This window comes from Spirosoma humi, assembly GCF_054776575.1.
On record NZ_BAAHBR010000002.1, the window covers coordinates 343,260 to 367,190 of the forward strand.

The 23,931-nt window shown below is 48.4% G+C and carries 18 protein-coding genes and 2 tRNA genes; 14 read left to right on the top strand and 6 right to left on the bottom strand.

The features are described from left to right. The first annotated feature begins 4 nt into the window (after window positions 1-4). Window positions 5-1,663 (top strand): hypothetical protein, encoded by a 1,659-nt coding sequence (locus ACYU8Y_RS03265; protein ID WP_460934161.1) that lies wholly within the window; start codon window positions 5-7, stop codon window positions 1,661-1,663. 49 nt (window positions 1,664-1,712) lie between these two features. Here ACYU8Y_RS03265 and ACYU8Y_RS03270 read toward each other — a convergent pair whose 3' ends face one another. Beyond that, window positions 1,713-1,970 carry a hypothetical protein gene (locus tag ACYU8Y_RS03270; protein WP_460934163.1) on the bottom strand — a complete coding sequence of 86 codons (258 nt, stop codon included), beginning with the start codon at window positions 1,968-1,970 and terminating at the stop codon, window positions 1,713-1,715. A 437-nt stretch (window positions 1,971-2,407) separates the two neighbouring features. Between ACYU8Y_RS03270 and ACYU8Y_RS03275 the strand changes: the two genes are divergently transcribed. Then, window positions 2,408-2,917 carry a hypothetical protein gene (locus ACYU8Y_RS03275; protein WP_460934165.1) on the top strand — a complete coding sequence of 170 codons (510 nt, stop codon included), beginning with the start codon at window positions 2,408-2,410 and terminating at the stop codon, window positions 2,915-2,917. A gap of 31 nt (window positions 2,918-2,948) precedes the next feature. On the opposite strand, the gene ACYU8Y_RS03280 is transcribed toward ACYU8Y_RS03275, so the two are convergent. After that, window positions 2,949-3,293, bottom strand: coding sequence for a winged helix-turn-helix domain-containing protein (locus ACYU8Y_RS03280; RefSeq protein WP_460934167.1), 345 nt, complete (start codon window positions 3,291-3,293; stop codon window positions 2,949-2,951). A 46-nt stretch (window positions 3,294-3,339) separates the two neighbouring features. Continuing rightward, on the bottom strand, window positions 3,340-5,382 hold the full coding sequence (locus ACYU8Y_RS03285; protein WP_460934169.1) for a hypothetical protein: 2,043 nt from the start codon (window positions 5,380-5,382) through the stop codon (window positions 3,340-3,342). Between the two features lie 269 nt (window positions 5,383-5,651). On the opposite strand from ACYU8Y_RS03285, the gene ACYU8Y_RS03290 reads away from it, so the two are divergent. Continuing rightward, window positions 5,652-7,037 (top strand): cytochrome ubiquinol oxidase subunit I, encoded by a 1,386-nt coding sequence (locus ACYU8Y_RS03290; RefSeq protein WP_460934170.1) that lies wholly within the window; start codon window positions 5,652-5,654, stop codon window positions 7,035-7,037. Window positions 7,038-7,133: 96 nt separating this feature from the next. After that, window positions 7,134-8,168, top strand: coding sequence for a cytochrome d ubiquinol oxidase subunit II (gene cydB / locus ACYU8Y_RS03295; protein ID WP_460934172.1), 1,035 nt, complete (start codon window positions 7,134-7,136; stop codon window positions 8,166-8,168). A gap of 42 nt (window positions 8,169-8,210) precedes the next feature. Here the strand turns inward: cydB and nfi are convergent, their stop codons facing one another. Next, the gene (gene nfi / locus ACYU8Y_RS03300) at window positions 8,211-8,906 is read right to left on the bottom strand and encodes a deoxyribonuclease V (RefSeq protein WP_460934174.1); all 696 of its coding nucleotides are present in this window, start codon (window positions 8,904-8,906) and stop codon (window positions 8,211-8,213) included. A gap of 102 nt (window positions 8,907-9,008) precedes the next feature. Continuing rightward, the gene (locus tag ACYU8Y_RS03305) at window positions 9,009-9,635 is read right to left on the bottom strand and encodes a hypothetical protein (protein ID WP_460934176.1); all 627 of its coding nucleotides are present in this window, start codon (window positions 9,633-9,635) and stop codon (window positions 9,009-9,011) included. Between the two features lie 274 nt (window positions 9,636-9,909). Here ACYU8Y_RS03305 and ACYU8Y_RS03310 point away from each other — a divergent pair, with 274 nt between their 5' ends. The 7 genes from ACYU8Y_RS03310 (at window position 9,910) to ACYU8Y_RS03340 (ending at window position 19,719) form a co-directional block, all read left to right on the top strand. Further along, window positions 9,910-11,160: a hypothetical protein gene (locus tag ACYU8Y_RS03310; RefSeq protein ID WP_460934178.1), complete on the top strand. Its 1,251-nt coding sequence runs from the start codon at window positions 9,910-9,912 to the stop codon at window positions 11,158-11,160. 19 nt (window positions 11,161-11,179) lie between these two features. After that, window positions 11,180-12,886: a hypothetical protein gene (locus ACYU8Y_RS03315; protein ID WP_460934180.1), complete on the top strand. Its 1,707-nt coding sequence runs from the start codon at window positions 11,180-11,182 to the stop codon at window positions 12,884-12,886. 145 nt (window positions 12,887-13,031) lie between these two features. Then, window positions 13,032-13,104: transfer RNA gene (locus tag ACYU8Y_RS03320), tRNA-Gly, on the top strand. 67 nt (window positions 13,105-13,171) lie between these two features. Further along, a tRNA-Leu gene (locus tag ACYU8Y_RS03325) sits at window positions 13,172-13,259 on the top strand. A 743-nt stretch (window positions 13,260-14,002) separates the two neighbouring features. Next, window positions 14,003-15,958: a nuclease-related domain-containing protein gene (locus tag ACYU8Y_RS03330; RefSeq protein ID WP_460934182.1), complete on the top strand. Its 1,956-nt coding sequence runs from the start codon at window positions 14,003-14,005 to the stop codon at window positions 15,956-15,958. A gap of 474 nt (window positions 15,959-16,432) precedes the next feature. Beyond that, window positions 16,433-19,450 (top strand): DEAD/DEAH box helicase, encoded by a 3,018-nt coding sequence (locus tag ACYU8Y_RS03335; RefSeq protein ID WP_460934184.1) that lies wholly within the window; start codon window positions 16,433-16,435, stop codon window positions 19,448-19,450. Window positions 19,451-19,542: 92 nt separating this feature from the next. Then, window positions 19,543-19,719 carry a hypothetical protein gene (locus tag ACYU8Y_RS03340; RefSeq protein ID WP_460934186.1) on the top strand — a complete coding sequence of 59 codons (177 nt, stop codon included), beginning with the start codon at window positions 19,543-19,545 and terminating at the stop codon, window positions 19,717-19,719. 96 nt (window positions 19,720-19,815) lie between these two features. Here the strand turns inward: ACYU8Y_RS03340 and ACYU8Y_RS03345 are convergent, their stop codons facing one another. Then, window positions 19,816-20,328, bottom strand: coding sequence for a phosphoribosyltransferase family protein (locus tag ACYU8Y_RS03345; protein ID WP_460934188.1), 513 nt, complete (start codon window positions 20,326-20,328; stop codon window positions 19,816-19,818). Between the two features lie 136 nt (window positions 20,329-20,464). Here ACYU8Y_RS03345 and ACYU8Y_RS03350 point away from each other — a divergent pair, with 136 nt between their 5' ends. From ACYU8Y_RS03350 to ACYU8Y_RS03360, 3 genes are all read left to right on the top strand, one after another. Beyond that, window positions 20,465-20,863 carry a DUF4783 domain-containing protein gene (locus ACYU8Y_RS03350; RefSeq protein ID WP_460934190.1) on the top strand — a complete coding sequence of 133 codons (399 nt, stop codon included), beginning with the start codon at window positions 20,465-20,467 and terminating at the stop codon, window positions 20,861-20,863. 89 nt (window positions 20,864-20,952) lie between these two features. After that, window positions 20,953-21,537 carry a YcxB family protein gene (locus ACYU8Y_RS03355; protein WP_460934192.1) on the top strand — a complete coding sequence of 195 codons (585 nt, stop codon included), beginning with the start codon at window positions 20,953-20,955 and terminating at the stop codon, window positions 21,535-21,537. Between the two features lie 83 nt (window positions 21,538-21,620). Next, window positions 21,621-23,825 (top strand): S9 family peptidase, encoded by a 2,205-nt coding sequence (locus ACYU8Y_RS03360; RefSeq protein ID WP_460934194.1) that lies wholly within the window; start codon window positions 21,621-21,623, stop codon window positions 23,823-23,825. Window positions 23,826-23,931 lie beyond the last annotated feature (106 nt).

Consider the following 23,931-nt stretch of genomic DNA (forward strand, 5'->3'; position numbering starts at 1 on the left):
TTTAATGAAAGATAAACTTTTCGACGGACTAAGCCTGCTTCTGATTGCCCTTGCTATCTTCGTTCTCGACCACCAGCTCACGACCATATCCGATGTGCAAATGGGCGACGAAGGGTTCTATATGTATCAGGGAATCAGTAATTTTCGTTTGGGCCTACAAACCGACTGGGGACCTGCTTATTCACTCTGGTACAAGTTTCTTTCCTTATTTGAATCCGATACGATTCGGCTATACTACCTGAACATGGCTTTGCTTTCGTCCTTACCGACGATTGCGCTTTATATCGCTTTACGCCTGACCGGTTTCCGCTGGTACTGGTCCTTATATGCTACGCTGGTGTTTCATTTTTCCCGGATGAACTTTCCGGAGGGCGTTAAAGTCTCTATCCTGCTCTTTCTGCTGACGCTGTTGCTGTTTATTATCTGCGCCCGGTATCTTCGGAATCGCCTGCACCTGTCCTTTACGTTACTAACGCTTTCGTACTTTGTGTTTGCCTATTTCCGGCCGGAGTTTGTGGTGCCGTTTGGGCTTTGTCTGGTCTTGTTGATTGGGGCTACGTTCTGGTTTCGGCAGTCGATTTATCCAATAGCGGCCGTTGTCGCGGTTGTTCTGGTCTTGTTTTTTGGTGTAGGAAGCCCCCTGTCCGAGAAAGGAGAGAAGGCCTTCAAACAGGATTTTTCTTACAATTATGCCATGCGCCATCCCGAAGACAAGCGGCTTAGCACCTACAGCAACTGGGTCGACTCGGAGGTGATGTCGCAGATTATTTTTGGCGAACGGGTCAAAGGATTCGGCGATGCACTGATCAAACACCCTAAAATCGTGTTGGCCGACCACCTGCTGCCGAACATCTACAATTTTGGCGTATTGCTTGGAACGGTGATCGACAGCTATTTTCAGCCGCTGACGCATCTGCCGGGCGGAAGCGTGATTCAGTCATTATTGAACCGAAAAATTACCTGGGTTTTGCTGCTTGCTGGCTTTTTGGCGCTGGTGTCTGTCCGGAAGACAGCCCTCGGCGTCAGTCGTGCGGTTCTTGATAATCCCTGGCCGTATATCGTTGCTACGACGGCCATTATTCCGCCCGTGGTCAGCTCGGTTTATTCTATGGGCATCAAGATACGTTACCTGCCTGCTTTCTATTTCTTCATTCCGGTCGTCGTCGGCGTTATCGTGATGAATCTTGTATTTCGTCCGTGGGTGAAGGATCTTATCACTTCCCGAAAACCGACTATTCGCTTGGTAGGTAGGGCGTTGACGGTACTATTTCTTATCGCCGTTGGTGCCTGGATGGTTTGGGAATGGCAGCATCAAACCCCAGCGACAACAAACGGACGTAAACTGCTCCAGTACACCAAGCAATTGACGGCACCGATACCGGATAAAACCCGGATTCGTATTTTCGATAATCCGGATGAATTACCAACGCACCTCAGCGGAACGTCGATCTCGTATGACCGGTACAAGCGGTATTCCGATTTCTATAAGTTCGTCGAGCAAAACGACATTAACCTGATCATTTTTCGAACCGAAATTGCGCAGTATTATAAAAACGATACGAGTATGCAGCGCTTCATTGAGCAGCCTCCGCAGACGTTTATCCGCAAACCCGGCTTCGACCCGAATACCTACAGCTTCATCCGGAAAGATTTGCTGAAATAACGGGGCTATAAAACAGGCGTGACAACGATTGTGGCGTAGTAAAAAGCGCCTACACTCGGCCCGGCCGGGAAGGTAGTGTAAGGTCGATTGAGGAGGTTCGTGCCGCCAAGTTTAAGCGATAATGGGGCACTATCCTGGCTTGACGTCGCCAGCGTATAGCTGATTTGGCATCGAATGTATTGATGGCCGGAACGAGCCCGGTGGCCAGCGACGACTGCCCTAAAAACGAACTCTGGTATTTGTAATGCACCGAAAAGCCTACGTTATTCCGCAAGTCGGTGTCCGAGAGACCACGTTTGTGATCCATTTCGGCGTATTAAAGGCTTCTTCCAGCCCATCGCCCTGGTCGGTTCGGTCGAGCCGGGCCAGCGACGCACTCCCCGACAAGACCCAGTTTCGCCCCGCCGACTACCGAAACCCAGGCTGGAACCATAGTTGTAGACCGTGGTTTTAGAGTTTGCCCAGCGCCGATACCGATCCTGCTGATTGCGATCGGTCAGATAATAGGCCAACGAATCAGGATGCTTGCCTCTGGGTATGTTGGCTTCGAGCTGAGCAATGAAATTACGGTAGATGTTGTAGTAAAAATCGACATAAAGCGCACGTTGGTGTTATCATATAGCCTGAAAATGAAGTTTTAAGCGCATAAAATAACGTTATTGGAAAAAAGTCTATAAAGTCTTGTATGTTTATATTCAAAAAAATAAATTTACCATTTACCTACTCAACCTACTAGTCTACTTGATGCTTCCTGAACAATCCTCAATGACGCTGTTTGAATCGTATGTGTTTAATGTTTCTACTAAATTCATCAGCCGAGCCTCCTCCCAGAACCAGACTCTCCTAATTAATTTACTTAATGTAATTGGTAAGTACTCGTCAGATAGCGACAAGGATAGGGAACCATTAATCGAAGTAGTGAGCGAAACGTTCATGGAGTCACCCTTCAGGGATTTACAGCAGCAATGGCAGGAAGCGTTGACCAAGCCTGTAATCAGGCAGAAGGAGCTCGATGAGGTTACGAAAGAGCGTATACACCGGGCCATTATCGCCAATCAGCAGCAGATAGACGCCACCCTTCAGCATATGCGTATAATAGACGCTTTGATTGCACGGGCGAAAAATATGGCCCAGGCCACTCCGCTGCAAGCCCAGTTACTTTCGCATTACAGATCTGTGCAGCAACATTATATGGCTTATCTGGACCAGCTTAAACTGGTTCAGGAGAGAAAAATAAGCTCACTCAATTCATAGGAATGCATTTTTTTTGCGTTACCTGTCTTTCTTAAGGCAGATTGGCTAGTTCGTCGGCCAAAAATTGCTGGAATCGTTCCTGCAAGCCGCGGTAATACGTAAGGTATTTATCCCCTTCGGCGGTGATGCTCGTTCCCCCGCCTTTTTCCCCCCCCGTCTGGGTTGTTACGAGTGGCGTATTGGCTTGGGTGTTCATGGAATGCACCATCTCCCAGGCCCGTTTATACGACATATTCATGGCTTTAGCGGCCTGATTGATGGAGCCGGTGCGCTGGATATGACCTAGTAATTCCAGCCGGCCGATCCCCATAAATCGTTCAGCCGTATCGTTGGACAGGGTTTCGAGCCAGATTCGGCCGTTTATTCGCAGATTCATGCCGGAAACGAGACGTTGTTCAGGCCGCTAAAGTACAACCAATAGACTAATTCGCTACCCGCTTCACATTCATCTTCCCAAACGCGCCTTTCAATCGTACCAGCGCCGGGTTTTTCAGGCTGATCGAATCTTTGGCCTGCTGGCTGATGTTGCGGGCCACACTGTCGGACATAAACCAGCCAAGCGGATATTTTTCGTTATACGCCAGGCGAAGCGTCAGGTAATTGGTCTTCGGGTTGGTGAACCGATCCATAAAGGAGTTGAACATGTTGTCGCGGGTCGTTGAACCGTTATCCCAGGCGTTGAAAAACGCTAATAAAGGAATTTGTATCTCCTGAAGAATGGAACGCTTCTGGGGCAGCCGCCCAATGGTATTACTATTCTGAATGAAAAGGATATACGGAATAATGGTGACCCGTTCAGTGGTATCCAGCCGACGGATGGAAGGGACGAGGTTGTTCAGCAACTGAATACAGGTTTCAACACCCGAATTGTCGAAATAGCCACCATCAACCACATGGCCGCCGTATCGTTGCAGGCGGCCGTTACCCACAAGCGTATCTTTTTGAATCAGACCACCATTCGTCACTATAGGAAAACGACTACACAGGGACGCGGCCGTTTTGAGCGGTACATCCGTGCCGAGCACATCCAGCGTCGAGACGACATTTTTAAAGTAGCGCGGATCGAGTTGCAGGTTAGACGTAATGGCTTTCTGGCCCGATTCGGCGAGGGTTCCGTTCAGCAGAAGCGAAGGTAAATTGTAATTATAGCCCGCCCGCGTCTGATACAACTGGGTAAGCGCCGAATCGAGCGTCGATAGTTCAAGATTGGTTCGATAGGAGCCAGCCCAGGAGTCTTCGAGCCATTTGGCCCGTTCCAGAGCAGGCAACGGAACCGGCACCAGCCGCTGAATGGATTCCGGAAACAGCAGGGCGGACGATACGGCCGATAAATAATCGTCACGAATCACGTTTCGAAACTGTTCAAATCGGTTTGTGCGGTCAAGTTCAGCTACATCCCGAAGAAAGGCCGTGTAAAAAACCGTGCCAACGCCCCCGCCCGATACACCACTGAGCGCATACACGTGGCGGCTGAAACCAGGAATAATGGAGTCAAGCCGGATGAGCGTTTCGGCCGTCCAGTTCAGCGCCCGGATGCCACCACCTTCGGCGGCTACCAGCACCAGCGGAATTGTATCACCATCTTCCTGTCGGCGGGCGTCTACCCACTGGGCAAAATGACGCTCGACCGTTGGGCGCTGCTCTATGGGAGTGACCGACCGGCCCAAAGCTTGCCGAACGCTCGTGTTGTCGTTGAACGCGCTGATGATGACCAGGTATCCCACCGCTAGCAACACAAGCGGGCGGTATCGGTAGTCGTTGAAGTAGACCAGAACGCTACCCCAGAAGGTATACATCGTGATGCCGAAAATAATGACGGCTGTGGGCCGCAGCCCGCGTGCAATGCCCCATTCGACGGGGAGGCTGAACAGCGTAATCAGAAATAGCGTCAGCAGTACACCCGACTGGATAACCAATCGGCCCAGCGGGTGCCGCCATAAGCCGCGAACATCCTGCGAGAAGTTGGTGTAGCGATCCGAAAAACGCCAGTGAGCAGGCAGGGCAAAAACAGGGACCGATTGCTCGACCAACTGGAACAGCGCCAGCATAAGGCCACTCAGGAGCAGCAGCAGATAGGGTTGCAGGCGGTCGGGTTTCCAGAACGCGTAGGCCAGAATGAGGGCTGGAATCATGCCGCCAAGCCTGGGCAGCCACCGGAGCAACCGATCACATTCCTCGTTGATCCGAAGCCCAACGGGCGAAATATGCAGAATCATGCGCGTACTGCCATAAACCAGCCAGCTCCAGACAAAGGTGCTGAGCAAAATGTACTGAAAAAGGCCATTGAACACACCGCCATCCATGACCGCGTTGATCATGTCAGCGGCCTGGTCGGGGACGGTCAGAATGTAGAGCGCCAGAAGCAGCGTAATGATAACAACAAAGGCGTTTCGCTGGGTCTGATAAAACGCGATGGTGTAGTTTCTGATTCGTTGAGAAAAGGACTGACCAGGAGTGAGCTGCACAGAAATAGGATTGATACATCAATAAATTGAATATACGCGTTTGAGGCTTACCGGCGAATAAAACATCGGTTAAATTCTGGCGAAAAACCCACCATATAACGTTCACGGTGTTCATTCCGGTTGTACCTTTCGGCCGATAGTTTCTTCGCCAGGTGCACCCCGGCAATCTACTTCGGACTCCGCGTTCCGGACGCCACTTCCCGGACTCCGCGTCCCGAATTTCTACTTCATGTGCGCCTTTGGCGATCTGTCCCAACTATCACCCTGGTATGGGCACGAGTACACCTTTCAACGTCGAAATCCTCTCCCGGATTCAGTTTGCGTTCACAATTGCCTTTCACTACATCTATCCGCCCCTGAGTATTGGTCTGGGTGTATGCTTAGTGGTCATGGAAGGGCTGTATTTAAAAACAGGAAACAAGATTTATGAAGAACTGACCCGGTTTTGGGTCAAGATTTTTGCCCTCATCTTTGGCATTGGCGTGGCAACGGGCATTGTCATGGAATTTGAGTTTGGCACCAATTGGGCGACCTATTCGCGCTATGTTGGTGATATTTTTGGCTCGGCGCTGGCGGCCGAAGGTATCTTTGCCTTTGCGCTGGAATCGGCTTTTCTGGGCATTCTGCTGTTTGGCTGGAACAAGGTTAGTCCGCGGGTACACTTCATGGCTACCGTGCTGGTGGCGCTGGGTTCTATTTTTTCGGCGCTCTGGATCGTGGTGGCTAATTCCTGGCAGCAAACACCATCAGGTTACCGTATCGAAGGTACGGGTTTGCAGGCGCGTGCGATCGTAACCGATTTCTGGGCAATGGTTTTTAACCCCTCGTCGATAGAACGCTACTCGCACGTACTGATCGGCGCGCTGCTGTCTGGTTCGTTTCTGGTGCTGAGTGTCAGCGCCTGGTACATCCTGAAGAAACAATACCTGGTCCATGCCAAAGCTGCTTTCCGGATTGCGCTCTGGATAGCCGCCGTATCGTCGCTGGCGCAGTTATTTACGGGGAGCAAATCGGCGGAGGTTGTCACAAAATACCAGCCGGCTAAACTGGCGGCTATGGAAGGCCATTTCGATAAACTCGCACCCGCGGATATGTACCTAATAGGCTGGGTCAATGCCAAAGAGCAAAAGACAACAGGCCTTAAGATTCCGGGCGGATTATCGCTGCTGGTACATCAGGATATACACGCACCCATTCCTGGCCTGAACAGCATTAAACCCGAAAACCGCCCCACGGCCGTCAACTTCGTCTTCCAGACCTATCATCTGATGATCTCCATCGGTATGGCGCTGATTGCCCTGACGCTGTTTAGCTTATACCTGCTTTATCGGAAAAAGCTATTTGAAACCCGTTGGTTGATGGTCGTTTTCGTTTTCTCAGTATTACTTCCGCAGATAGCCAATCAGGTTGGTTGGTACACGGCGGAGGTTGGTCGCCAGCCCTGGGTGGTGTATGGCCTGCTGCGAACGTCTGATGCCCTGTCGCAGGCTGTCAAGGCCGAACATGTGCTGGCCTCACTGATCCTGTTTACGTTTATTTACGTGATGCTGTTCGCCCTGTTTCTGTACCTGCTGAACAAGAAAATCCAGCACGGGCCAGATGTGAAGGATGAGCTTGGTGAACCGTCATCGCGCATGAATCCAGTATTAAACTAATGATTGACTGTGTGATTGATAGAATGATTGAATAATGTCCAGTAAACTATTCAATCATTCTGTCAATCACACAGTCAATCATTCAAAATTAAACATATGGATACTGTTCTTGGTATTGATCTGCCTACCTGGTGGTTTTTGCTGATTGGCGCGCTGATCACCGGCTACGGCATTTTGGATGGCTTCGACCTGGGGGCCGGGGCGCTGCATCTGTTTTTTCGCAAAGAAGAAAGTCGGCGAATCGCGCTCAACGCCATCGGGCCGGTTTGGGATGGCAACGAGGTCTGGCTTGTGATTGGAGCAGGCTCGTTGTTTGCGGCTTTTCCGCTCGTCTACGGTACTATTCTCTCGGTATTCTACCTGCCGTTCATTCTGTTTTTGGTCGCCATTATTTTCCGGGCTATTTCAATCGAGTTTCGGAGTAAAGAAGCAATGACGTGGTGGCGGAAACTATGGGACGTTTCGTTTTGCATATCCAGTATTGTCATTTCCCTGCTGCTGGGACTGATTTTGGGCAATCTGATTCAGGGTGTTCCGCTGAACGCAAAACATGAGTTCGTGGGTCGGCTGCGCGATTTTTTCAATCCTTATGCGCTGCTGATTGCCGTGACGGTGCTGTCGCTCTTTATGATGCACGGGGCCATGTACCTGATCATGAAAACCGAAGACCGGATTTTCGCCCGCCTGACGATCATGGCCAACAACACCAGCAAGTTTTTCATTCTGTGCTTCATCGCGACCTCGCTGGCAACGCTTATTTACGTGCCGCACATGACGGCTATTTTCAAGCAGTATCCAGAACTATTCATCCTGCCCATTGCGGCCGTGCTGATCGTGCTGAATATCCGGCGAAGCATCGAAAAGCGCCAGTATGGGCGCGGGTTCATTTCGTCGTCCGTTACCACCGCACTCTTACTGATCCTGTTTGCTATGGGGTTATACCCGAACCTCGTGCTATCGAGTATTGATCCCAAAGGGCACATCAGTATTTACGAGGCTGCTTCGTCGGATGGTTCCCTGCGGACAATGCTGCTTTTCGCGGCTATCGGCATGCCTTTGGTGGCGACCTACACCCTGTTTATATTCTGGACCTTTCGTGGGAAAGTGAAGCTGGAAGAACACAGCTATTGAGCCCGGCTTCTATGCGTGAACGGCGTGGAATGGCCGATGCGGTCAATCACCTATATTCGCTCGCTCACCTTTCCGCAGTGCGTTCACCAGGTTATGCGCCCGGCGGGTAGGTTCGGGAATTCGGTAGCCCCCGTCACAGGCCAGGGTGAGTGTGATAGCCGTTTCGAGGTCGATCAGATGCCCTGGCGACACATAAACGGGGTTAACTTTATTCTTCGTGCGCAGTGCTGCGCCAATTACCTCCCGGTAATGCGTCATGGGCGACCAGTTGCCGCGCTCCGGTGCCGGTTCGTCGTACTTACCCACCAGGACGGATTTGCCACAGCCAAACGTGGGGCGGTTCAGAAACAGGCCCGCGTGCGAAGCAATACCAATCCGGCGCGGGTGGGCAGTGCCGTGACCGTCGAACATCACTACATCGGGCTCAATGGTGAGCTTTTGCCAGGCTTGCAGCAACGACGGGATTTCCCGGAACGATAGCAAACCCGGAATGTATGGAAACGGCGCGGTGCTCACGACGCCCGCTTCTTCAATGGTTTCGAGTGTATCGAGCCGCAAAACAACAATCCCCGCATACACGGTCTCCTCAAACTTATTGAACGAAATATCGCAGCCCGCAATGGTTCTAGGCGGCTCGGTCAGCGGTTGAATCTGAATCTGCGTGCGTAATTGCTGCTGCAGGGCGACGGCTTCGCCGGGCGATACACTCCAGTCGTGGAGGGGTTGGTAGTTGGCCATTGTACTGTTGCTATTGACCACTACGTAACGATGGAGGCTAGTTAAGGGTTTAGCCAATCTAAGGGCACTAACCGTTTGGCGAGCGAATCGTTTTGACCGGATCTAATCGACAATCTTCACCCGAATCCGGTGCGGGGCTACCTGATTGCCGCCGAAGTAGAGGCCCGTGTTATAGGCAAACGACTTGTTGTGGGTGAATGGCACGGTTTTACCTCCCAAAACCTGATACACTTTTCGGTCGTAGTCGATTTTGATGGTTAGTTTGGTCGGCGTATTCAACGCGGCTTCTGCAACCTTGAAGTCCGTTCGTACACCACTCACGTAAATGTAAGCGCCCAGGTCGATGCGGCCGCGTTGCGGATTCCAGCGCCAGCCTACCCGTGCGCCATCGACCTGATGCGGAGGAACGCCGGTTGTAATATCCTGATCCTTTGAACCAACAAAGCCCAGGCCAATCACTTTGTTCCAGTCGTCGGCATCAACCGCGCCAACGTCGTAAATACAGGAGCTATCGAAGGTGACCGTTGCCGATACTTCTTTGGGACTGATAATGATGCCTACCTTGCGTTTAGGGTTAGGTTCGTGCTCCCCCGCTTCGATCACCACCCAGTCGGGATCGGACAATAAAAAGTCAGGAACACAGGCGGTCATGGACAGGCCAAGTCCCAGAAATAGAAGTGTCTTTGCCGAGAACAGGAAAATGCGTACCGATGAGATTATACGAAGCATGGTGACAGGGGCGGAGCACGAATGGTTGTGCAAATAACGTCATAAACCACTTGATTGGTGTCCCATTGGCTCAAGTTGACGGGTTTAAGACCGTTCAACGAATGATAAACAGGCTTTTCGGATACGTACCGGGCCGAAATCTACTGGATTGACTAACAGTATGATGTGTTCGGTAAAATTGGCTACCGGATGCACTTATTTTAAGCTGGCGTGTGCAACTTTTAGGTAAGTTTGGACTTCCACTTACCGTACTGGTTTTTATTCCGCTCTTTTTATGGAATCACCATTTCCTTCTTCATTTCACTTCGGCCGTGAGCAGTCAGATGACCGTTCGGGTAGTTGGCGACTGGGCATACCAACGTACATTTATGCGGTCGTTTTCTCGTCGTTTTGCGTGATCATGGGCCTCCTTTGGGACATTATGTGGCACATGAGTATCGGGCGAGATGGCTTACTGGCTCCTCCCCACGTTGTCATCTACGTAGGAGCTATCGTATCGGGTCTTTTTTCTGCCTATCAGATTCTGAGCCTGACATTGATCAAACAGCATCCGGGACGGGCCAATGCGGTGCCGTTCTGGGGTGTTTTCTACGGACCACTGGGAGCCATGTTCAGCGTTTGGGGCGCTTTGGCTATGCTCACATCGGCACCATTCGACGACTGGTGGCACAATACGTATGGTCTTGACGTTCAAATCCTGACTCCTCCGCATACCATTCTGGCAATTGGCATCATGACCGTGCAGTTCGGAGCAATGGCTGGCGTACTGGCGCTCCAGAATCAGTACCGTACACAGACGACTATGCCCAGGGGCGGTAGTTTACAGCAATTGGCTCGTTTAAAATGGCTTTTTGCGCTGGCAGCCGGGTTGCTCCTGATTATGCTCTATACGCTGATGTCAGAATCGATGGGTATGCGCGAAACCCACCAGTCGGGGTATTATGTGACGGCCGCTATCATTTTGCCATTCTACTTACTGGCCGTCGGGCGGGGGTCCATGCTGCGCTGGCCTATCACTATCATCACTGGAATTTATACACTGGGTATGCTGGTGCCGAGCTGGATACTGCAAAATTTCCCCGCCACTCCTCGTCTTGGTCCCGTTTTAAACCCGATTACGCACTATCAGCCATTTATGTTTCCGTTATTGCTGATCATACCGGGCGTCGTTCTCGACTGGCTGATGCATCGCTTCGATTCGGCTACAGAGGGCAGAAAGAAATTGAACGACTGGTTACTAGCGGCCTTGTACGCAGTTGCCTTCATGGTTGTTCTGCTGGCGGTTCAGTGGCCATTCGGCGAATTTTTGCTTACCTCTCCTTATGCACAGAATGGCTTTTTCCTGTCGTACTCCTGGACCTATGACAGCCCACCCGACTGGCAGTATCGGTTTGCTTTCTCGCCCTGGAATACACAATCGGCCGCTGACTTCTGGATTGGCTTCGGGAAAGCCCTGCTATATGCTACTCTTTCAGCCCGTGTTGGCCTGCTCTGGGGTAATTGGATGAAACGAATCGCCCGGTAGAAAAGACAGTCGAACGAACATGATTCATAACAGAAAGTATACCTGGACAAAGGGAATCCTGGTTCTCTATTCATTCCTTCTGGCTTTTATTTATTCGCCAGGAGCCACCGCTCACGTGGGTAGTGCAGGCGTAATTGTACAGAAGCAGGCTGGAAAATATCAACTCCTGATCAGCATCAAGCCCCCCGATGTTGTTCCCGGCACCGCCAGTGTTACGGTATTTGTGGAACAGGGGCGTGTGGGCAGCCTGGGTGCCCGCCCGATTTATTTTCGTTCCGGCGATAAAGGTGCGCCAACACATGATCTGCTGACACCTACCGGCCCGAATCGCTACGAGGGTGATTTGTGGCTGATGGATTCCGGTTCATCGAGCATTGAATTGAGTATAGACGGTCCCGACGGAAAACAACAGGTCGTTGTGCCCGTTATGGCCGTTGCTACCGCTCTGCGTGATATGCCCGAAGGAACCGGTTTTGGCTTGGCCGCCATGGGGCTGCTGCTCGTTGTCATGCTGATTACCATTATTGGGGCCAGTAATGCGGATGGCGTTGTAGCACCCGGCCAGGCTCCTCCGGCTAAAATTGGTCGCCGGCGGCTTGTGGGAATGAGTGTCGGGCTGGTTGCTATCGTGCTGATTTTGGCTGGCTGGCGGTCTTGGTGGAACAGTACCGCCGAAGACTATCGGAACGTGCAGTTGTACCGCCCAACACCCATCCGTTCGTCGGTAAAGGGTAGGGATGACCAGCAGCAACTTATTATCCAATTCGATACAACCGGGTTTGGGAATGATGGACAAAAACGACGGCCCCTGAGCTACATCTTACCCGATCATGGTAAACTGATGCATGCCTTTCTGGTACGAATGCCGGGTCTAAACGCCTTCGCCCATTTACACCCAAACCGACGTGATACGCTGACGTATGAAGCCACGTTGCCTGCACTGCCGGGGGGTAAATACCTGCTTTATACCGATGTGGTCTATCGAAGTGGTTTTGCCGAAACCCTTACCGATACCGTTGACGTCCCTGTCCTGCAGAGCACCGGTTTACGGGCCGGTATGAAAGTGGCCACTACCGCCAAGCCTACTGACATCGACGATAGCTGGCTCGTTGCCGAACCGATGGGCGTAAAAGCTGGTGCTCAGAATGTGCCTCATCTGGATAATGATATGGTGGTTTGTGGAAAGCCCGGAGCCAGTGTCAAGCTTACCGATGGCTCTACGATGCTCTGGATGGACAAGCAGTCGCCAGTTCTGGAAGCGGGTAAACTGTATACGCTAAAATTTGCGGTGGCCGATGCACAGGGAAAAGCAGCTCCATTGGAGCCTTATCTGGGTATGGGTGGTCATGCCGTTGTGCTGCGCTCCGACGGTACGGTTTACATTCACCTTCACCCCGTTGGCACGTATTCGATGGCGGCTGAGGGGTCGTTGGTCAGACGTATTGCTGATACCGCCCGAACGTTTCACTATCCGGATGCGGTCCACTTTCGCGATAGCATCGACACCTACATTGCCAAGCTAAAAACGCTGCCGGAGGCTGAAAAAAATAAGTTGCTGGCGGCTGCCATGCCTGGAATGAGCCATCCGATGAAGACGAACAACATGGTCGAGTTTCCCTACGCCTTTCCCAGGGCGGGGCATTACCGAATTTGGGTGCAGGTCAAGCGCAAGGGTCAGGTATTAACGGGTGTGTTCGATACACAAGTTAATGAGCCCCTGTTATAAAATAGCCCTTAACTCGTTCAGAATCAGTTTTTGAAGAAAAACTTGAGATTTTTGTTAAAAATTTTTTGAGGCCAATGCTTGACAAGCGTCAGAAATAGGCTACCTTTGCATCCACAATTCGCCGATAGGCAGGCGAAATTGAATCGCGAAAGTAGCTCAGCTGGTAGAGCGCGACCTTGCCAAGGTCGAGGTCGCGGGTTCGAACCCCGTCTTTCGCTCAACAAAAAGGCACCGACCCCGGTGCTTTTTTTGTAAATGCCGCTTCACACTATTGAAGCACGGAATGCCGGGATGGTGGAATTGGTAGACACGCCGGACTTAAAATCCTGTGGGCCTCAAGCCCGTGCGGGTTCGACTCCCGCTCCTGGTACCACCTCTTATGAAGGGGGACAACGAATTAAACAAAACCGCTGATAGTCAGCGGTTTTTGTGTTTTATAGCTTTTCTGATTCATGTCTATTTAGTTGTTTCGTTATACATTTACTAGTCCGCCCTAGATATATACCAGCCCGCTCCCATCCGAGATATACGTAAGCGTATAGGTAAGGAGAGCAGTGAACGAAAAATAAAACGACAGATAGACGCTCTGATTGAGGAGGGAAGAGTAAGTAAGATTGGCGTTAACAACCACATGCGATATTCTCTCAACCAAAATTTGTCAAATAATAAATAAATGGTTGAGAGAAGGTCAATATTAGTGTAATTTATTGCGAAATCTACTGAAAATCAGTAGCTTGGTGTTAACTAACATTCGTCAAATAATACAGCATTTGTTGTACAGATGTCAACAATTGTTGATCGTAACAATAATTAGAATTGCCTTATGCCCCCCGTTTCAAATCTTCCAATGAATGAATCATCCTCATTAGAGGGCAAATCTATATCAGGCGAATCATTAAATATTACCAAAGATCTCATCGAACAACTTAAGTAGGTTGTCCCGAAAGCTTTTAACGAGGGTAAGCTTGTTATAAACCAGCTTAAATTCTTATTGGTTCCTCAGTTGGTATTGTGAAAAAATATGAATGTATAGACATCGTACCAGGGAAGTCTAAAGGATATAACTGACATAATGCAATAAGATTTTTTTATTCACACTACATAAAAGTGTTAATTATGGTAAATGTTGATAAAATACTAGAAAGGTTAATGGGTAGCAAAGAATTTGATCCCTTTAATGAAAATTATTCTCCTGATAAAATTTTAGAATTTTTTAAAAACATTAAGGATGATGGTAATATTAATGTGAAAAATATAAATACAGTTGGAAGTACTATATATTTAAATAATATTTACTTATTACTGATAAAAGAGACTGAAGATTCAATAAGAAAAGCTGGATTGTCATATGTAGATGTACAAAAATTTTTGATTGCTTTTGCGAATAGGACTAATGTTGTAAGCCATTATAAGCTACTAAAGTATTTTAAAGAAAGTTATGCAAAAGGAAGTAGAATAAATTTTGAGGATATGGCTGGGTATAAGATTATAACTTCTAATAGTGAGGCTGAATTAAGCTCGTTACATTCTCAGAGCATTGAATGCATTAATCAAGCTCAAAGAATCATATCAAAATGTGAATATTGTCCAGATTCTTCTATGCAAGAGAATAACGTATTTGGATATTATCACAAAGTTTTTGAGAGTGGTAATTATGCATATATACTTAAAGATGTATATGAAGGAGCAGTATGGGATGGAGGTTTTTTATTGAATGACAATAGAAATTACTCTATAACTCTAAGATTTTACAATGCAACGATTCAGTATTTAAAAAGAATAGGTGAACTGAGATTGCAGAGAGTTGTGGCCGGACAGCTCGCCCAAATTAGAGATGATGTTTTGATACGGAGTAACCTATATCAAATTTATCATAATATCAAAAATGGTAAGTATATTTCCGTTACAGATGTTATTGATGGAGAAATATTTACTAAAATACAGCCGTTACAAGAGCGTATAGATAGCCCATTTAACAATTATTTAGGCTATATCGCTGCAATGGCTACTTTCTATCCATTCTTACAAAGTACTGATACCAAGTTGTCCAATTTCGCTGGTCTTACTTTGAATGATGTACAAATACTGCTTTCAGAAATCTCTCACATACTATCAGAAGCAATTGGGATTGCTTCTGTAAAATATGCAAATGTTGAAACTATTGAAACAGATTTAAAGAAGCACTTATTTCGCGTGAAGAAAGAGAGATTGCATAGTTCACTCATAAAAGTAACTCCTTTTAATGCTGCGCAAATTGATTCATTTTTGCATAACTTCACTTTAATAAGTACTAGTACAATTGATTACTGGCGTACCCCAATAGTGAGTGAAGAGGATTATTATATTTTTCTAGCTGAGCCCTTAACTTCACAGAATAAGATATATTTGACAGATTATATCTTACAAATGGGTAGTATCAAAATGGTAAATAGAGGAGCTGATTTGGAGGTTTTTATAAAGGATAATATTAATGAATTATTGAAAGGAAAAGGATATTTTTATAAAATATTAAAACAAAAAAAATTTAAAGTTTCAAGAAATAAAACAGAAGAAATTGATTTAGTACTTATAACCAAGCATACCGTAATAATTGCTGAAGTGAAATGCGTAGCGAGCGTAGTTGATTCACGTAGTAGTTTTAATGCTAAAAAACAGTTAAAGAGAGGTATTGAACAAGTAAAGAGAAAGACTCAATTCATAACCGAAAATATAAACGTACTTGCGGATAGTTTTGGTGAAATCTCTGATAAAGATATTTTTAGTATAGTAATCACTAATATTCCTAATTTCACAGGGTTAATATATGATGATGTGCCCATAATAGACATAGTTGCTTTAAACAACTATTTTGGTATGGGAGAACTTGTAATCCAATCACAAAATAAAATAATAAGATATTATAGTAATGAAGAAGAATTTTCTAAAAATATTAGAAAGTTTTTGAGTAGGCCCCCCGTTGTTTGGTCGCTGAAGGATCGTTTTCGACAGTATATTAAACAGATAACGCCAGATAATTTTAATTTAACAATATATGCCGAGGTAGTAGAGGCTGTAGGGGATTTGATTGAATAGCAAATAATATCAGCTTATTTTCATTTGTAAGACGCACTAAGACGAGAAAAGGCCGCTATTGGGCGGCCCTTTCTCGTTTAGGGAATCTAAATTCGGTGTCATATATACAGACCATACCTGCCCAAGGCTCTCAACATAGATATGTACTAGCTATCAAGCCTTTATGAGTAAGTGGCGGTCTCGTTGATCGCTTTACTTTTCTCGTCCTATTTTACGTCGTTTCACCCGATCGGCTACTGGAATTTCCCATTTACTGATTTTGTCAAATTCTCACTTGTACATTTTGTTTTGATTCGTATATTTGACACCTTTGATAAATGTAGATGATGCATAAGTAGCTCATTATGAGTAGCTTTGATTGGTCTTTCTTCACTTATCAGCCATCATATCCACGCAGTTTCTTTTCTGAAATTGTTCACCTATTCCCGACGTTCTGACCAACCCTAAGGGGCTGGCCTGAACGATATTGTTATCATGAAAGTATCGCCTTTGCAGCCGTTTCAAATCGTGTATTCGTTACTGGATCACGAATTTCTGGGTTATCTGATTGAGGCTTTTGTGGTGCAGCGCAACAGTAAGGGCGAGCTGACTTTACAGAATCAAACCCTGTCGGCTCAAAACGTTAGCGAGTTTGCCAAGGGACTGGATGAACGGGACTTCGAGTTGGTCAAACTGATTGATACCATTCAGCAGGATTTTATTGTTAAGAAGTTCAACAGCAAGAAGTTACCTGCAGTCGATTTCTTTCTGAAAATATATGACCCGCAGAAGGGCGACAAACTTATTCAGGAAACGATTGGCGGACACCTGGAAACGGTCAAGGCTAAAATAATGGCGTTGCTGCCGGGTAGGCCCTTTTACATTATGGGCAATGATGGTAATCCCGCCTGGGAGCCCATCGTCTGGATGCCCGAACCCGCCCGTGTGCATTTTCACTTTGTCCGCAATGCCGAGTCGACGCATTATTTCCCGATCATCCGCTATCCGGTCACTCCACGTGAGGGCGGAGCGAAAGATGGCCAGACCAGCGAAACCGAGCGGGTCGAGTTCCAGTTTAAAGATGCCCTGATGATTTGTGATGAACCTGCTTACCTGATGGTCGGCAATAAGCTTTATCATTTTAGTAAGAACGTAGATGGTAAAAAACTACGGCCGTTCTTTACGAAAAACCATATTGTTATTCCCCGAAACATTGAGCAGCAATACTACGAGCGCTTCGTTACGCCCCTGATCGCTTCGTATGACGTATATGCTAAAGGGTTTGATATTCGCACCGAAGCCGTCGAGCCGGTGCCTGTTCTGACGGTTTCGGAAATGGTTCAGTCGAGTCGTTCCATAGCAGTTCCCATGTTTCAGGGTGGCCCGGATGCGGGCGATAGCGAGGAGGGAACCAACCAGCGTATTGTGTTCGATCTGTCGTTTCAATACGGCGACTTCATGTTCCGGTTCGATGGGTCAGGAGCGTCGGCCAATGTGCGGCTGGAGAAGAAAAACGACGACTACATTTTCCACAAAATACGCCGGGACCAACGTCTGGAGCGCAACAAGCTTTCCTTTCTACAAGAGGCAGGCCTGGATTTACGGCATGGCAGGCTGGCCGTGTCGAAGGCTGAAGCCTTCACGTGGCTTTCGAACAACAATAGTCAACTTCAGGAGGCCGGCTTTTTACTTCGGCAGGATGCACAGGACCAAAAGCGGTATTTCCTGGGTTACTCGAGCATCAAGGTATCTATTGAAGAAGGGCGCGACTGGTTCGATATTTATGCCAATGTTCGTTTCGGTGAGTTTGAGATTCCGTTTTTGACGCTGCGAACGCTTATTCTCAACAAGAAACATGAGTTTACACTACCCAATGGCGAAATAGCAGTTATTCCCGATGCCTGGTTTACCAAATATTCTGAACTGTTTGGTTTTCTGGAACAGGCGGGCGGTATCGACAATGATGACCGACTGGTGTTGCAGAAATACCATCTGGCATTGGTACAGGAACTGGAGCGGGAAAATCTGGCGACGACCATCATCAGCCGAAAACTCGAACGATTACGGAACTTCGAAGAGATAGAGCCATTTCCGTTACCCAAAGGCTTCAACGGAAGCTTGCGGCCTTATCAACAGGCAGGATATGACTGGATGAATTTCCTGCGGCAATACCGGTTTGGTGGCTGCCTGGCCGATGATATGGGTTTGGGTAAAACCGTGATGACGCTGGCCATGCTCCAGGGCCAGAAAGAAGCGGGCGCAACGGAGCCGAACGCGGCCCGACCAAGCCTGCTGGTTATGCCGACCTCGCTACTGTACAACTGGGAACTGGAAGCCCGGAAGTTTACGCCCGATCTGCGCGTAATGGTGTATACCGGTACGTACCGCGAAAAGAATACGGCTCAGTTCGACGGGTATGATTTGATTTTAACCTCGTATGGTATTGTCCGTATTGATATTGACCTGTTGAGCGATTACCGCTTCAACTACGTTATTCTGGATGAGTCGCAGGCGATCAAAAACCCATCGTCGCACATCACAAAGGCGGTGATGCAGCTCAATACGAGCCACCGGCTTATTCTGACCGGTACGCCACTTGAAAACAGCACGATGGACCTCTGGTCGCAGATGTCGTTCATCAATCCCGGTCTGCTGGGCAGTCAGTCATTCTTTCGGAATGAATTTCAGATTCCGATCGAGAAGCGGCACGACGAAGCGAAAACCGGGAAATTATACGCGCTGATCAAGCCGTTTATGCTCCGGCGAAACAAAGCACAAGTCGCCACCGATCTGCCAGCCAAGGTAGAGACTGTCTTGTATTGCGATATGACTCCCGATCAGTCGGCCCAGTATGAGGAAGCAAAATCCTACTACCGGAACCTGATTCTGGAACGGATCGAAGAAGAAGGTATTGCCAAATCGCAGATGATCGTCTTGCAGGGATTAACCAAACTTCGGCAAATTGCCAATCACCCGCGCATGGTCGATGCCGATTACGAAGGCGACTCGGGTAAGCTGGATGATATGCTGATGCGACTGGAAACGGCCATGACCGAACATCATAAGGTGCTGGTATTTAGTCAATTTATCAAACACCTGAACGTCGTTCAGCAGTATCTGAAAGAGAAAAATATCAAGTACGCGTATCTGGATGGGTCCACGGTTGACCGCAAGAGTCAGGTGGCGTTATTTCAGACCGACGATTCGATAAAGCTGTTTTTGATTTCCCTGAAGGCCGGTGGTCTGGGCCACAATCTGACCGCTGCCGACTATGTGTTTATTCTGGACCCCTGGTGGAACCCGGCTATCGAAGCCCAGGCCGTAGACAGGGCGCACCGAATTGGGCAGTCAAAAACGGTGTTCACCTATAAATTCATTGCCAAAAACACAGTCGAAGAAAAAATCCTGTCGCTGCAACGGGCTAAACAGCAGCTTGCCGGGAGCCTGGTTACGACCGAAGAAAACTTTATGAAGTCGCTGACGAAGGAGGATATTATGGTGCTTCTGGAGTAAAGCGTTCGCCGGAAAAGATAATTTCCGGGAGGATTTTGGCTGACGATAGTTATTCAACCGGTAACCTATCATTCTCACTAAAAACTCGGCGTATGAATGCTAAAAGTATATTGGGCATCATTCTAACACTTGTCGGTTTGATCGGGCTTGTCTACGGCGGAATCGACTTCACAAAGGGTGGTGTTTCTCAGTCCTCATTCGTGTATGTCATTCTGGGCGGTATTTTCTTTTTTGCCGGCGTAGGGCTCGTTCGCAGTACAAGAGCGTGATGTAAGCTGCAGACGAATTACAGTGCAGGAGATAAATGGCTGGCGATTAAAATTGTTGATTTTCAGTAGTTTATCTCCTGTTGCTTGTTGGGTCTGCTAGGTTAAATAAACGCCCATTCGGCTTTCATCGCTAAGAACCACATCAACGTGTTCGGTGAGGGTTGTACTTAGCTCATACCCTTTGTAATCAGCAGAAACAGGATAGCGGGGGTGATTTCGGTCTACCAGAACGGCAACCTGCAGCTTGTGAACCGGCACCGTCAGGAAAGGCTGTAAACTGAACGCCAGCGTACGGCCGGTATACAAAACGTCGTCGATCACGATCACGACCGTATTGGTATACGCGGTGGCGGGCTGGTCGGCCTGCACGATGGGCTGAGCCAGTTGTGTCTTGTCGAGGTTAAGTTTAAGCAGGTTGACTGTAAACGGAGCGATAGCCTGCAATTCTCTTGCCAGGGCCTGTGCCAGCACATATCCTTCACCCGAAACACCCGCCAATAATAAAGCTGGTTCTTCAAAGTTATTCTCATAAATCTGGAAAGCGATCCGTCTTATTTTCTGACGGATCTGCTCTGCATTCAGGATAAGCGTCGGCTGGACAGTATGCATGCGTGAACAACGAAATTTTTGACGGTGCAAAGATGGAGAAAAAGCCATTAGCCAATGAACTATCAGTAGGTATTTAGTTGGCACAATTTTCGCCATTAGTGGAGGAAAGCCAGTGTGGTTTTCGCCCTCTATGAACATGCTCCTTAGTTTTGTTTTCAGTCTTTTGGTCTGCGTGTCTTCCGAAAAGGTCTCCTCCGCAACTGATATCACCCAAACGGTGGGTACATCATTACGAAATGGCGATGCCAGTCGGTTATCAGCGCGTTTTGCAAAAACGATAGAATTGATCATTGATGCCGAAAACGTTGAATTTCAGGCTCTGCAGGCCACCCATGCCGAGTTGATTCTGCGTTCTTTTTTTCGTAAGTACCCGCCCCACCGTTTCCAGTTCGTCTATCGCGGGGCGTCGGATAAACTTCGATACAGCACGGGTACCTATGAGACAGGAGGAGAGGTCTTCTCGGTTTACGTTCTGATGCGCCAGACGCCCGATCGCCAATACACAATCAATGCGCTACACTTCAGAAAAGAGTAAAGTGATGCAGGATGAGTGTCGCAGCACTATCTCCTATATCGTACATCCTATATCTTTCGCTTATCTTTGCACTTTCATGTAGAGGTACTATGATTGTTAAGACTAAAAAATACGCGTTAGACCAAAAAACGTATATCAATATCGCCCTTCGGCAGTGGGTAAAAGATAACTGGAAATGGGCCTTTGTGCCATTGGCACTTATTGTGCTGAACGTGGTGCTGAACCTGACGAACGTATATCCTAATTATTGGATTTATATCGTCATTGTGTTGCTCACTATTCTGTACGTACTTTTCTGGGCCGTTCAGATTACGGGGATTGCGCAAATGGAACAGAGCAAAGCCTTGTTTCAAAAATACGTTTATGAAATTGATAGTCGTCAGATTTTAATGCGCATCAACGCTAAGGAAGGTGGCATTCTGAAGTGGAGCCAGATCGATAGCGTTATCAAAGACAAAGACGCGTATATCCTGTTTTTGGACAATGCCGAAGCCATGGCCAATGTAAAGGCTAACTGGATTGCCAGAACCGTTACGAAAGGCCTGTCGAAAGCGCAGTTTTTGTATATGCCCTTTACCATTTTTACAAGCGACAACGACCTGCGCTTCACCGACGCCCTGCTGAAACGGAAGGGTTTGTTGCCCGGCAGCGTTCCCGCCGAAACAGTAAAATAAAGTCAATCTATACAGAACGGTTCGCCGTTGCGTTGGTTCGTCCTTGCAATGGCGAACCGTTTTATTTACTAAAAACTAAAACCATGAAAATCCGGCGTTTCTTGACTGGAATAAGCTTCTGGCTCGTTATTGCGTTTCCGGCCATCGGTCAAACTCCGAAAGCGGTATCGCTCGATGACATCTGGGGCCGCAACCAGGGCGTGTTCAACCAGCGGACTGTGGAAGCTGTCAACTGGATGAAAACCGGCGGTTTTTATACTACGCTTGATAATGGCAAAATTACCAGGTTCACCATCACCACCGGTGCACCGGTAGAAACGCTTTTCGACGCCCGGCAGGCAACCGTGTCGGGAAGTAATAAAAACGTTACGGTAGATGGATACCAGTTGTCGGCGGACGAGCGAAAACTGCTCATTACAACGCAGGAAGAACCTATTTACCGTCGGTCGAGCAAAGCCGAATATTATGTCTATGACCTGGGTACGAAACAGTTGGTACCTTTGAGTAAAGGTGGAAAACAACAACATGCGGCCTTCTCGCCCGATGGCAAACGCGTTGCGTTCATGCGCGATAACAATCTGTTTGTCGTTGATCTTGGCACGAAGAAAGAGACGAAGCTGACAACCGATGGCAAACAGAATGCGATCATCAACGGTGGGGCCGACTGGGTGTACGAAGAAGAATTCAGCATGGCACGCGCCTTCGAATGGTCGCCCGACAGCAAGCGTCTGGCCTGGATCCGATTCGATGAGAGCCGTGTTCCCGAGTACGATATGCAGCTCTGGGGCACGTTGTATCCGGTCGAGTACCGGTTCAAATATCCTAAAGCGGGTGAAGCCAATTCGGTCGTAACGGTTTGGATTGCCGATGTACTGACGGGCAGAAAAGTACAGGCACAAACGGGTACCGAGATGGATAGTTATCTGCCCCGGATTCAATGGACAAAAAACGCAGCGCTGCTCTCGGTTCGGCGGCTGAATCGCCTACAGAATAAGCTTGATTTACTGCACGTTAGCGCGACTACCGGGCAGGCGACAGCGGTCTTAACCGAAACCAGCCCTACGTATGTTGACCTGGAGTTTACCGATGATCTGCTGTACCTGAACGACGGTAAATCGTTCCTCTGGAGCAGTGAGCGCAGTGGCTACAAGCATCTGTATCGCTACGACATGAGCGGTAAACTCATTCAGCCCATTACATCGGGCAATTTTGAGGTAGCTACCGTATCGGGCGTCGACGAGAAGACGGGCACCGTTTTTTTTACGTCTACGGAGGCTTCGCCACTCGACCGACATTTGTACCGTATCGGGCTGGATGGACAGAATAAGCAGCGGCTTACAAACGAAGCCGGTACGTATACGGCTAATTTTAGTCCTGATTTCTCGTACTATCTGTTGTACCACACGTCGGCCAATGCTCCTGTAATGGTTTGGCTGCGGAGCACCCAAACGCTTGAAGATCAGCGCGTATTGGAGTCGAATGAAGCCCTGAAAACCCGTTTGATAACCTACACGTTAGCGCCAAAACGGTTTTTTCAGACCAAATCTGCCGATGGCACGCCGTTGAATGGCTGGATGATCCGACCAACAGATTTCGACAGTACAGGTACCAGAAAGTACCCTGTTCTGATGTTTGTCTATGGCGGACCCGGCTCGCAAACGGTTAAAAATGAATGGGATAGCCGCGATTTTTTCTGGTACCAGACATTGGTGCAAAAAGGCTATATTATTGTGTCGGTCGATGGGCGGGGTACGGGCGCGCGCGGTGCTGCCTTTCGTACGGCTACCTACGCTCAACTTGGCAAGCTTGAAACCGAGGATCAGATTGCCGCTGCGCGTGGCCTGAAGATGCTGCCCTTCGTCGATCCGGCTCGGGTTGGCATCTGGGGCTGGAGTTATGGCGGCTACATGAGCGCCCTCTGCATGACGTTGGGCGCGGATGTGTTCAAGGCGGGTATCTCGGTAGCGCCCGTGACGAACTGGCGCTTCTACGACACGATTTACACCGAACGTTACCTCAAACGGCCGCAGGAAAACGCATCGGGCTATGACGATAATTCACCCGTTACGCACGCGGCCAAACTACGCGGGCCGTATCTGCTCATTCACGGCACCGGTGACGATAATGTGCATTTTCAAAATTCTATTGCCTTCCAGGATGCGCTCATTACCGCGGGCAAACAGTTTCAGTCATTTTATTACCCAAACCGCAATCACGGTATTTATGGCGGCAACACGCGCCTGCATCTTTACCAGATGATGACCAATTTTATTGAGAAGAATTTATAAAAGGCATATGTCCGTGCTGTCAGTTTATTAAAACTGGCAGGCGAGGTTTCTCAAAACCTCGTTTAATGAAGCCATCTCCATAGTTCTTGTCCTCACGAGTCATGGA